Origin of the sequence: Oceanicola sp. 22II-s10i, assembly GCF_002210105.1 — a bacterium.
Lineage (GTDB): Bacteria > Pseudomonadota > Alphaproteobacteria > Rhodobacterales > Rhodobacteraceae > Pseudooceanicola.
On the sequence record NZ_AQQU01000005.1, the window covers coordinates 146144 to 157590 of the forward strand.

Here is an 11447-nt window from a genome sequence, read left to right on the forward strand (position 1 = left end):
TCCTTGCGTCTCCTGCGTCCGGGAAAGCGGCGCCGACACGGATGCGGGCGCGGGCCAATGGCCCCTCGCCTCGCGCATCGTTCACGGCTGCCGGGTCTCCTCCCTCGGGCATCCAGCGGCGGTAAGTCCGCCATGCTGACCCATCGAACAGTCTTTTTACCGAAGCGTCAATTAGGTCGGACCTTTCCGGGGGGAGATGCCACGGATGAATTTTGGTAGCTTGCTAACGATCATGCGATGCTGGTAAAGAAAGCCATTCCTGATACAGAATGCGCACCGTGGGAGGAGACATGACACAGGACAAACCCCATGGCTGGCTGGCCGGCGAGGTCAGTCGCTTTTCCGAGATGCTGGACCACTGGGGCGCGACGGCCCCCGACCGCGTCGCCATCGTCAACCGCGACGTATCGCTGACCTTCGGCGAACTGGCCCGCGACGCGGCGCGTCTGGCGGATGCGCTGTCGGACCTCGGCCTCGGGCCCCGCGACCGCATGTTCGCGGTCGGCGAGAACACGGTCGGCGCCGTCCTGCTGGTCTTTGCCGCGAACCGCATCGGCGCCTCGCTGACGCTGGTCAACGCGCGGATGCAGACCTCGGAAATCGAGGTGCTGCAAGGGTTTGGCGACCCGAAGCTGTCGGTCTTCGCGACCGAGGGATCGCCCAAGACCGCCGAACATGCCGAGGCGCTTGGGGCGAAACCGCTGAACCTCGATACCGTGGGCGGCGACATCCGCGTCCTCCCCGGCAATGCGAAGGCCGAGCCGAACGAGGACCGCGGCAGCACCGGCGCGGACATCGCGATGATCATGTTCACCTCGGGCACCACCGGGACGCCCAAGGGCGTGATGATCACCAACGACACGATGCTTGCGCAGGCGAAATCCCAGTGCTTCACGCGCGCCATCGGGCCCGAGGACACGTTCTATGTCGTCTCGCCCATGAGCCACCAGATCGGCCTGTCGGGCAGCGTCATTTCCTCGATCTGCGCGGGGGCGCGCATGGTCCTGCCGCCCCGTCACGACCCGGACCTGCTGGTGCGGATGGTCGCCGATGGCGAGGTGACGGTGCTGGTCGGCGTTCCGCAGCTTTACAACGGCCTGCTGGATCACGCGGATCGCGAGGGGATCGACCTGTCCGGCGCGCGTCTCAGGATCGCGGGCTGCGGCGGCGCGCCGCTTGACCCCGCGCTCAAGGCGCGGGCACTGGACCGGCTGGGGGTCATCCTTGGCAACGGCTACGGCTCGACCGAATTCGTGCCCGCCTCGCGCGTGCCGCCGGGGGCCGAGGTCGCGCCGAACGTGGTCGGCAAGCTGGAGGCCGGGGTCGAGTGCCGCATCGTGGACGAGGCGGGCAACGACCTGCCCGACGGCGAGGATGGCGAGATCTGGGTGCGCGGACCGTTCATGATGGCGGGCTACTTCCGCAACCCGCAGGCCACCGCCGAAGTGATGCGCGACGGCGGCTGGCTGGCCACCGGCGACATCGGTGTCATGCGCGACGGGATGCTGGCGATCACCGGACGCAAGAAGGAAATCATCATCCGCTCGGGCTTCAACGTCTACCCGACCGATGTCGAGGCCGCGCTGACCGCCCACCCGGACGTCAACATGGCCGCCGTTCTGGGCCGTTCCGTTCCGGGGAACGAGGAGATCGTGGGCTTCGTCACCGCCCTGCCCGGCCGGAAGCTCGATCCCGCCGAGGTGCGCGACTTCACGCGCCGCACCCTGACACCCTACAAAGTCCCGAGCGAGGTGATCGTTCTGGATGAAATGCCGGTCGGTCCGACGGGGAAAATCCTCAAGACCGCCCTCAAGCCGAAACTGTGAGAACGACCATGACCCGCCCTTTCCGTGACGACCACGAAGCCCTGCGCGACAGCTTCCGCCGCTTCTGCGAGACCGAGATCGCGCCCTACCACGACGAGTGGGAACGCAACCACATCGTCCCCAAGGAGGTCTGGCGCAAGGCCGGGCAGAACGGCTACCTGCTGGCCGCCATCCCCGAGGAATACGGCGGCGGCGGCGGCGATTTCGGCCATTCCGCGGTGATGATGGAGGAGCTGGCCAAGATCCACGCCAGCGGCCCCGGCTTCTCGCTGCATTCCGACATCGTGGCGCCCTACCTGATGAACTTCGGCACCGAAGAGCAGAAGAAGAAATGGCTGCCCCTGATGGCGCAGGGCGAGGTGATCACCGCCATCGCCATGACCGAACCCGGCACCGGCTCGGACCTGAAGAGCATCAAGACGCAGGCCCGGCGCGAAGGTGACGAGTACGTCATCTCGGGGCAGAAGACCTTCATCACCAACGGCCACAACGCCGGGCTCTACATCGTCGTGTGCAAGACCGATCCGGCGGCGGGGTCAAAGGGCGTGTCGCTGATCCTCGTCGAGGAGGAGCGCGCGGGCTTTTCGCGCGGGCGCTCGATCGAGAAGATGGGCCAGCATGCACAGGACACGGCAGAGCTGTTCTTTGACAACGTGCGCGTTCCGGTGACGAACCGTCTGGGCGAGGAAGGCAAGGGTTTCAGCTACCTGATGAAGGAGCTGGGGCAGGAACGCCTGATCATCGCGATCCGCTCGGCCGCGATGCTGGAGAACGCGCTGGCCGAGGCGGTGGAGTACACCAAGACCCGCCAGGCCTTCGGACAGCCGGTGTTCGAATTCCAGACCAACAAGTTCCGCCTGGCCGAAGCGGCGGCCGAGGCCGACATGCTGCGCACCTATGTCGACGCGGTGCTGGCGCAGCACCTTGAGGAAAAGATCAGCCCCGAAAAGGCGGCCAAGGCCAAGCTCGTGTCGACCGAGATGCTGGGCCGGTGGCTGGACGTCTTCCTGCAACTGCACGGCGGCTACGGCTACACGCGCGAATACAACATCGGGCGTGACTGGGCCGATGCGCGGGTGTTCCGCATCTACGGCGGATCCTCCGAGATCATGCGCGAGATCATCTCGCGCACGCTCTGAGCCTTCAGACCAGCGGCGCGGTCCCGGTGTCAGCCGGGGCCGCGGCCGGTGTCACCGCGCGCGGTTCGAACCGCAGCTTGGCGATGACCAGCAGGCCGACGAGGATCACGCAGATCACGTTGGCGACGATCAGCGGCCAGTTCACGATCAGCAGGCCATAGACCAGCCACGACGACACCGTGGCAAAGACCAGCAGCAGCGCCCAGAACGACAGGTCCTTAACGGCACGGGTGCGCCATGTCTTGATCGTCTGCGGCAGCCAGCTGACGGTGCCGAGCGCGGCCGCGACGTAGCCGAGGATTTCGACGGGATCGCCCATATGCGTGATCTCCGGAGGAGTTGGGGTGCTGCGATGCCCTTTGCCCCCCTTCCCGTTCCGGCGCTACGTCCCCGGCGACACCGGTGCGTCGCATTCCGCGCATCGCTACCAGCGGATGCCGTGACGCAGCGCGTCGTAGATCGCCGCATGCACGTTCCGCGCCGCCACCGCATCGCCGATCCGGTAGAGGTCATAGCCCCCGTCCCGCCGCGCCGGGAACAGTGCGCCCTCGCCCGAGACCAGCGCGGCCTGATCGACCTCGCCCCCGTTGCGGGCGCCGGGGCGCAGGTCGAAATAGAGGTCCGACAGCGGCATCGTGCCCGCATTGACGACGATCTGGTCGTAATCGCGGGTGATCGTGTGGTCCGAGTAATCCGTCCCGATCCGCGCCACCAGCCGATTGCCTTCGCGCGTGATCCCGGTCAGCCGCCGGGCGACGGTGAAGGTCACGTTTTTCCCTTGCAGGCTGCGCATATAGGGGACGAGGTTCATGCCCATGATCTCGGGCGACACGCCCCTGTCGCGGGTCATCAGCTCGACCCGGCCACCCGCCGCCGCGATGACCTCGGCGGCCTGCATCGCGGTGTGATCGCCCACGTCGTCGTAGATCAGCACATCCGCCCCCGGCGCAACATCGCCCGACAGGATGTCCCAGCCGGTTACGGCCAGCTCGTTTCCGGCGTCGAGGATCGAAACTTCGGGCAGCCCGCCGGTCGCGATGACGATCATGTCCGGGTCTTCGGCCAGAACATCCGGTGCGTCCGCCAAGGCGTTGAATCTGAACGCGACATCCCGCGCAGCGCATTGCGCCATGCGCCAGTCGACGATGCCCTTCATCTCGGACCGCCGCCGCGTCCGCGCCGCCAGCCGCAGCTGGCCGCCCGGTTCCGCCGCCGCCTCGAACACCGTCACGCGATGGCCGCGTTCGGCGGCGACCCGTGCCGCCTCCAGCCCGCCGGGGCCCGCGCCGACGATCACCGCCCGGCGCGCCTGCGCGGCGGAGGGAATCACGTGCGGCATCTCCAGCTCGCGCCCCGTCGCGGGGTTGTGGATGCAAAGGGCCATCCCCCCGGCATAGATCCGGTCGAGGCAGTAGGTCGCGCCAACGCAGGGCCGGATGTCGTCCTCGCGCCCCTCGGCGATCTTGCGCACGATATGCGGGTCCGCGATATGCGCACGGGTCATCCCGACCATGTCCAGCAGCCCCGAGGCGACCGCGTGCCGCGCCGTCGCCACGTCGGGGATTCGCGCGGCATGGAAGGTCGGCAGACCGACCTCGGCCCGGATGCGCCCGGCGAAATCCAGATGCGGCGCGCTGCGCATCCCCTGCACGGGAATCACGTCGGTCAGCGTCGCGTCGGTGTCCACCCGCCCCCTGATTACGTTCAGGAAATCGACCATGCCGCTGTCCTTGAGCGCATGACCGATCGCCAGCCCTTCGGCCTCGGAAATCCCGCCGGGCTGCCCGTCGTCCGCTGTGAACCGGACGCCCACGATGAAGTCCGGCCCCACCCTGTCGCGGATCGCCGCCAGCACCTCCAGCGGGAATCGCATCCGCGCCTCGGGATCGCCGCCATAGGGCGCGTCGAGGTGATTCAGGTGCCCCGACCAGAAGGCATCCAGCAGGTGCCCGTAGGCCTCCAGCTCGATGCCGTCGAGCCCGGCGGCCTGCATCCGCTCGGCGGCATCGGCATAGTCGCGCACCACGCGGGCGAGGTCCCAGTCCTCCATCACCTTGGGGAAGGCCCGGTGCGCGGGTTCGCGCAGCGGCCCCGGCGCCACGGTGGGCAGCCAGTCGCCCCAGTCCCAGCGGGACCGCCAGCCAAGGTGGGTCAGCTGGATCATCACCGCCGTCCCGTGATCGTGGCATTCGTCGGTCAGCCTGCGCATCCAGCCCACGACCTCGTCCCTGTAGGCCAGCACGTTGTTGAACGCGGGCGGACTGTCGCGCGACACCAGCGCCGATCCGGCGGTCATCGTCATCGCCACCCCGCCCTTCGCCCGTTCGACGTGATAGGCCCGGTAGCGATCCTTGGGCATGCCGTCCTCGGGATAGGCCGGTTCATGCGCGGTGGTCATGATCCTGTTGCGCAGGGTCAGGTGCCTGAGGGTGTAGGGTTCGAGCAGGGGATCGCGTGACATGCGGGCTCCATCCGGTGTGCGCGCCCACTGAAACAGGTTCCGGGTGGGGCTGACCAGACCCACATGCCACACAAACCTGCCTGTGTGCCGACAAACGCTTGATCCCGGACCATAATCCGCCGCACGATCCGTCAACAGCCACAGGGCGCCTGCTGCCAAGACGGTGCCGGCACGATAAAGACCAATGGGGATAGTTCCATGACCACCAGAATAGTCCGCGCTTTCGTTCTCACTCTCGGGATCGGAACGCTCGCCGCCTGCGCCAGCGGCCCTTACGAAGACACTGCGGTGACGCAGGCGGAAACCGGACACTACGGCGTGCTTCAGGACGGCGACATCACCCTGCCGCCGGTCGATTCCCAGTATCTGACCGAACCGAACCGCCGCACCGAGGTCAGCTACAACGGGACCGAGGCGCCGGGGACCATCGTCGTCGATCCCTATGCCAAGTTCCTCTACCACGTGAACGGCGACGGCACTGCTGTCCGCTACCCCGTGGCCGTCGGGCGCGAGGGCCGCGGCTTCAAGGGCCGCGCCACCATCCGCCGGATGGAGCACTGGCCGGGCTGGACCCCCACCCGCAATATGCTGCGCCGCGAGCCCGAGGTCTACGGCCCCTTCGCGGGCGGCATCCCCGGCGGCGTGGCCAGCCCGCTCGGCGCGCGCGCGCTCTACCTCTACCGTGGCGGCCGCGACACCGCGTTCCGCATCCACGGCACCAATGACATGGCGTCGATCGGCAACTCCAGCACCGCCGGCTGCATCCGCATGTTCAACCAGGACGTGATCGAACTGTTCGACCGGACCCCGATGGGCACCGAGGTCGTCGTCCGCACCTACGATGAATCGGTCGCGCTGGAAGGCGAGGCGATGGCCAACCGCGGCGTCGAACTGCCGCCGACGATCGTCGATCCGAACGTCATCTATGCGGCTGTCGAAGAGCAGGAGCGCAAGCGCGCCGCACAGTGACAGCGGGCGCATGACGAAACATCTGCTGCGGCGGGGCCCATGCCCCGCCGTTTGCGTTCCGGGGGGTGGAAGGGCCGCCTGACCGCCCGCCCGTCATCAGGCAGCGCTCTGCCAAATCCGGGGACTGCCGTGAAACGGACGAGTCGTCTCCCTGATGCTAATCAAAGGGCCGTGGTCGCCGGGCGATACCCGCAGTCGGTATCCTCCCCTCACCTCCGCCAAACATGTTCCGAGACACGTCCGACCGTTTCGGCCGATTCTGGCGGCCTGCACGTTCTGCCACAGCGTGAAGCATGTCTCTTCATTTCGTTTTGCCGTTTCGAGCAGGGAGATTCTGCAATCACAAGGACCGGTCATGGACAGTCGGGACGCAGGGGCCCGATCCCACGCCCGCGCGGGTGTTGGACGCATTTCCTCTGGAATGGGGCAATTGCTTCAACCGCACCAAGCCAACATTCATCCATCACGCGCACGGTCTGGAAATCGAGACTCAGTCCACCAGATACGTGCCGGAAGCCTCCAGAAATCCCGAGTATTCCCCAACCTGCGGCGGCGGAACATAAATGCCGCTTGTCCCCGAGGTCATGCTGAACTTGCGGACATTGGAATACCAGCCACCGACGAAGATGCCATTGCTGAGCGGAGCGCTTTCACCCGAGGCATTTCCGACGGTCAGCCAATATCCGGTGAAAAAGCCGCCTCCGGACACCTTGTTGGGCATACCGGCCAGATAGCTGGCCAATCCGCTTGGATTGCTGCCGCCGCCCGACGAATTGATATCGCCGGCCAGGTTGATGAAGTTGGTTGGCACCAGATTGCCGAGCGGATTGATCCCGCCACCGCCCTGGAACTTGACCTGCCCCTGAAGCCCCTGTGTTTGCGGTTCCTCATCCCAGCGAACGTAGAACATGTCGTCGCGATCACCGGTGATGTCGATCGGCGAGCTGGCCTTCAGTTCCACCATGTTGATCACGTAGGTCTTCGCTTGTCCGTCCTTCGTGTTGAGCCCGTTCAGGGTGGCAGGGGTCATCGCCTCGAAACCTGGCGTCACCGGCATCTCGGTGATCGCACCTACGGCTTTATCGAAGTCACTGGTCAGGTTCGCGATACGCGCACCTTCGTTGATCAGGACGCTGGCGCTGGAGGTGTTGTTTTCGATGATGTCCTTCCATCCAGCGATACTCTTGTCGTTTGTATAGATGGTGCCGAAGTAGTCGAAGCTACCGGACGTCCGTTCGGACGCCGTGATACCGTTGACCGCGACATCGCCCACAAATCCCTTGTTGGCCGCCTGCCAGTTGGCGTCGATATCCCCTGGGAATAGAACAGAAGGTATTTGCTGAGTTCCCCGATCGGCGACTTCGGCTTGCTGACCACCTTGACCGCCGTACTCGGCTCGCCGATGTCCCAACCTGTGAAACCGATGATCTGAAGGACGACCGGTTCGACCTTGCCCGCGCCTCCTGCCTGACGGGAGAGTGTCACCCGCACGGCCGTTGGCGTCTCATTGCTTTCGGTGAACACCCGCTTCTCGCCATCCCAGACGCCGAACCTGATATCGGTCATCGCCTTGATCTGGGAGTGCTTCGTGTCGGGGAAGTTCTTCTTGATGTATTCCAGCGCGGTTTTTCTGGCCACATGGGTATCGGGAAGATCCAGCGCTGCCGCGGTGGAGGCCGCATCCGCCACCGCCGAGAGAAGCGAACGGTTCCGGTACGCGTTCCCCACATCCACGGCCAGCCCCCCGATCACGAAGAAACTGAAGACGGTGAAGACGCTCAGGATCGATACGCTGCCACGCTGTTCGACGCCGTAGCGACGAAGAAGGTCAGACACCGACATGTGTCGTTCCTTCCTTCCTCATCACGTAGTTGACGCTCAGGCCACCGGGAATGAACAGCTTCATCGCCGGCACGAGAATGTAGCCGGGGGCCGCAGTTATCTCGACCTTCACATCGCGGTTGTCGATGACATTGACTTCGATGTGAGGCTTGTAGCTGGGCGACAACCGTCCTTCGGCGTAGACGACGGCTTGTTCTGCAGAAAGATCTCCCACAGAGACGCGGCGCGCCGTGTCACGGGAAACGTCGACCATCGCGGTCATTGTCGCGAGCGTCATTGCCACGTTCGTGGTCATCGCAATCGCGGCGACGTAGAATGGCGCCCAGATCACGAACTCTACGGTGACGTTGCCTTTTTCCGATTTAAGGTACTTGCTGAGCATAGAAACACCTCACTCATTAACACTTAATAAATAGGCGCTCGAACTATGGCGGAATCATGGTCTGACAATGGTGGCCATATGTTCGCCAAGTGAAATTTTTTCGGCTGAACGGCGCGCCGCGCGCATCCACAATCTGAGCTTGTTTTTTAAATTGCGTTTCTCGCCCTCTGATTGCTCAGAATGCGCGCGCATTCGGCGCCCCACACGTCCGCAACAACGGCACCACCTGAGCAGGAAGTGTGGCAAGCGATTCAAATTGCAAAAAACGGGACACCGGACAAGGACACTCTGCCCGGATGCATCGGACCCGTCAGTTGCGACAACCCGCTTGGCTTTTGGCCGCTATGCCTATCCAAACAGCCTGCGCAGATGGCTGGTCCCTGCCAGCGCGTCCTCGTGCCGGTCCTTGCGAATGAACTCGGCGATCCGGTCAAGGGCCTGCCCCGCGTCGTCGGGACTGAGGCAGGACAGGTCGTCCGGCTGATCCTTTTTCACCGACATATAGAGGCTGCGGACGTCCTCGTGAAAGAACCCCTCGTTCCCCGTGGCCTCGTCCCGTCCGAAATCATAGGCGAAGCAGTCCGAACGGATGGCGGCCTCGATCGCGTACTGGGTCAGAAGTCGCTCCGCGCGGCCCCCTTCTTCGTTCGCCATCCGCCCGGACACGATCCGGATCATGTCGCCGAGCACCGGATCGAGGAGATGGGCCGCGAAGGCGACGATCCTGCGCTCCTTTACCAGTATTGGCATGAACAGGGCCCCGGCCTCGCAGGCGGTGCGGATGGTCGGCGTGTACCGGCTGAAACGGGACCGGTCCGATCTGGAACCGGCTGCCGCCAGCATCCGGCCGAGCCGCCCGATGTTCGCCTCGATATTGTCGGGGCGCACGAGCATGACCGAATAGTCGCGCCGGTCGCGACGAAGCTGCATATACTGCCTGGCGAATTTCCGGTCGGGCATGCCGTTCAGAAGATCGTTCAGGGTGGCAGGCAGGGGGACATTGGCCGACATCAGCTTGTCCGTCTTGCCATCCTCGGACATGTAGCCGCGCCACGCGACCTCGAGCCCGCAGGCCGCCAGAATCTCGCCGAGGGCCCGCGCCCGCGTTTCCGGCACGAAATAGAGCATGGACAGCCGCGTCCAATGCATGTCGGCCAGAGCCTCACCGAACGCCTTGAGTACATCGGCCGCCCTGTCCGGCGCGATGATCATGCCCGAGTAGCTGCTGCTGGACAGGCGCCCGGCGGCTTCCAGTTCGGTCTCGAACCGTTTGCGCGATGTGCTCCAGTGGATCCGGGACTTCAGCGGGAACAGCCCGACCAGCCGCCCGTCGGCCCGCGACCGCGCGGTCAGGACCCGCCAGCGCGACGGGTTCTCGGCGAATGTCTGACGCAGCCACGCCCAGGACAGGAAGGCGTTCGCGTCGGGGTCGTTCTCGAACAGCTCCTCCCATTCCTCGCGGATCGCGTCGATACCGGGCAGCGTGGTGACGCAGGCCACATGCAGGCCCCGTTCGGCATGGACCGTCTGTGCGGTCGCGGCCATATGTCGATCAAGCTGCATTCTTCAACATCACCTTGAACGCGCGCTCCGCCGCTTCGAAATACGGGACGAGGGCCGAGGTCAGGCGGTTGCGCCCGGCGAAATACGCCCCGACTCCACAGAGATGCGCCGCGAATTCGGGGTGCACGCCGGCATCGTCGAACTTGCGCACCTTGGTCTTGGACAGCCAGCCCCGCTTGCGCGCTTCCTTGAGGATCAGCCGGAACCGTTGCAGGCAGTGCAGGGTCGTGTAGGCGGCAAGATAGTCCAGATAGGCATCGAGTGTGTGTCCCGTCGCCGGGTCGAAGGCCTGACGGACGATATCTTCCATGACGTCGGGCCGGAGCGGCCAGGCCTCGTCGCCGATCAGCCAGGCGAGGTCCTCGGCCCCGTGGCGGACGCCGCTGTATTCGAAGTCGAACCAGCGCAGCTTGTCGTCATCGCCAATGGCGGCATTGCCCGACCGGCAGTCCCATTTCACGAACTGCCGGGCGGGCGTGGCGATCAACTGCCGAAGCGCCTCGAGATCCACGACATCGGCCGGCACGGAGGAGAAGTTGTTCAGCGCGTCCAGCCCACCGGTCAGGTTGTCCAGCCACTCGTCATTCACGCCGAGGTGGGGCATTTCCTTTTCCAGTCCGGCTGCGCGGGCCGCGGCCTGTATCCGGAAGATCCCGCCGACGGCCTCTTCGGCAAGCTCGATGCGCCGCGACTGGCTGCACCGCGCGATTTCCATGTTCAGCCTGCGGCTGCCGACGTCGGACTGGAAGATCACCTTGTCGACCACGCCCAGAACCTTCGGCGCGTCGTCGCAATGGGGCGCAAGCCGGTGAAGCGCGTAGGCCTCCAGGTGGGCACGGCGGTAGTTCGGGCGCAGCGTGGCGATCACCGTGACATTGCCGAAGTGCAGGCGGCAGCTTGAACGCCCCTCGCCCCCCGGCGTCGTCACTTCGTCGACCTTACGGCCAAAATGCGCTTCGGCCGCGGAAAGGATCTTCTGAATACGGGAGGACGTCTTTGCCATTTGCTCTTACCCTCTTCACTTCGGATTTTTTCCGAAGGCACTCTTACCGGGGACATCAAGCCATCAAATTCGGACGCAAGTAAGGAAAAACGGGGGCTTGGGTCGCCTGTTCGATAGCCGTGGCGCTCGGGTGGGTGTCCGAGCCATCCACCGGATGGCGGGTTCCCGGAACGCGGGAAACCTGCGGTCCGGCCCGGTCCGATGCGGGCGGCTGTCGCCGCTTTGCGGATGGCCCGCACGGGGCGGGCCATCCAGGGTGTTT

General features: G+C 65.1%; 9 protein-coding genes. 3 read left to right on the forward strand and 6 right to left on the reverse strand.

The window, feature by feature from the left end; all coding sequences use genetic code 11:
- Nucleotides 1-290: 290 nt before the first annotated feature.
- Nucleotides 291-1826, forward strand: a complete 1536-nt coding sequence (locus tag ATO6_RS14190; protein WP_176440938.1) for a class I adenylate-forming enzyme family protein — start codon at nt 291-293, stop codon at nt 1824-1826.
- Between the two features lie 8 nt (nt 1827-1834).
- Nucleotides 1835-2965 (forward strand): acyl-CoA dehydrogenase family protein, encoded by a 1131-nt coding sequence (locus tag ATO6_RS14195; RefSeq protein ID WP_088624677.1) that lies wholly within the window; start codon nt 1835-1837, stop codon nt 2963-2965.
- A 4-nt stretch (nt 2966-2969) separates the two neighbouring features.
- Here the strand turns inward: ATO6_RS14195 and ATO6_RS14200 are convergent, their stop codons facing one another.
- Together ATO6_RS14200 and ATO6_RS14205 are read right to left on the reverse strand one after the other, a co-directional pair.
- The gene (locus ATO6_RS14200) at nt 2970-3284 is read right to left on the reverse strand and encodes a SemiSWEET family sugar transporter (RefSeq protein ID WP_088624678.1); all 315 of its coding nucleotides are present in this window, start codon (nt 3282-3284) and stop codon (nt 2970-2972) included.
- A 105-nt stretch (nt 3285-3389) separates the two neighbouring features.
- Nucleotides 3390-5426 carry an NADH:flavin oxidoreductase gene (locus ATO6_RS14205; RefSeq protein ID WP_088624679.1) on the reverse strand — a complete coding sequence of 679 codons (2037 nt, stop codon included), beginning with the start codon at nt 5424-5426 and terminating at the stop codon, nt 3390-3392.
- Nucleotides 5427-5624: 198 nt separating this feature from the next.
- Here ATO6_RS14205 and ATO6_RS14210 point away from each other — a divergent pair, with 198 nt between their 5' ends.
- Nucleotides 5625-6395, forward strand: coding sequence for a L,D-transpeptidase (locus ATO6_RS14210; RefSeq protein ID WP_088624680.1), 771 nt, complete (start codon nt 5625-5627; stop codon nt 6393-6395).
- Nucleotides 6396-7520: 1125 nt separating this feature from the next.
- Here ATO6_RS14210 and ATO6_RS14220 read toward each other — a convergent pair.
- From ATO6_RS14220 to ATO6_RS14235, 4 genes are all read right to left on the reverse strand, one after another.
- Nucleotides 7521-8237, reverse strand: coding sequence for a pilus assembly protein TadG-related protein (locus ATO6_RS14220; RefSeq protein ID WP_088624682.1), 717 nt, complete (start codon nt 8235-8237; stop codon nt 7521-7523).
- The gene (locus tag ATO6_RS14225; RefSeq protein WP_088624683.1) at nt 8224-8619 is read right to left on the reverse strand and encodes a TadE/TadG family type IV pilus assembly protein; all 396 of its coding nucleotides are present in this window, start codon (nt 8617-8619) and stop codon (nt 8224-8226) included. Before ATO6_RS14225 ends, ATO6_RS14220 begins: the two co-directional genes overlap by 14 nt.
- A 348-nt stretch (nt 8620-8967) precedes the next feature.
- Nucleotides 8968-10182, reverse strand: a complete 1215-nt coding sequence (locus ATO6_RS14230; protein WP_141102003.1) for a GNAT family N-acetyltransferase — start codon at nt 10180-10182, stop codon at nt 8968-8970.
- Nucleotides 10172-11185: a phosphotransferase gene (locus tag ATO6_RS14235; protein ID WP_088624685.1), complete on the reverse strand. Its 1014-nt coding sequence runs from the start codon at nt 11183-11185 to the stop codon at nt 10172-10174. Before ATO6_RS14235 ends, ATO6_RS14230 begins: the two co-directional genes overlap by 11 nt.
- Nucleotides 11186-11447 lie beyond the last annotated feature (262 nt).

Coding starts and splice junctions, on each gene's coding strand:
- ATO6_RS14235 (WP_088624685.1), bottom strand. CDS start 11,185: ATGGCAAAGACGTCCTCCCGTATTCAGAAGATCCTTTCCGCGGCCGAA.
- ATO6_RS14205 (WP_088624679.1), bottom strand. CDS start 5,426: ATGTCACGCGATCCCCTGCTCGAACCCTACACCCTCAGGCACCTGACC.
- ATO6_RS14190 (WP_176440938.1), top strand. CDS start 291: ATGACACAGGACAAACCCCATGGCTGGCTGGCCGGCGAGGTCAGTCGC.
- ATO6_RS14200 (WP_088624678.1), bottom strand. CDS start 3,284: ATGGGCGATCCCGTCGAAATCCTCGGCTACGTCGCGGCCGCGCTCGGC.
- ATO6_RS14220 (WP_088624682.1), bottom strand. CDS start 8,237: ATGTCGGTGTCTGACCTTCTTCGTCGCTACGGCGTCGAACAGCGTGGC.
- ATO6_RS14230 (WP_141102003.1), bottom strand. CDS start 10,182: ATGCAGCTTGATCGACATATGGCCGCGACCGCACAGACGGTCCATGCC.
- ATO6_RS14195 (WP_088624677.1), top strand. CDS start 1,835: ATGACCCGCCCTTTCCGTGACGACCACGAAGCCCTGCGCGACAGCTTC.
- ATO6_RS14225 (WP_088624683.1), bottom strand. CDS start 8,619: ATGCTCAGCAAGTACCTTAAATCGGAAAAAGGCAACGTCACCGTAGAG.
- ATO6_RS14210 (WP_088624680.1), top strand. CDS start 5,625: ATGACCACCAGAATAGTCCGCGCTTTCGTTCTCACTCTCGGGATCGGA.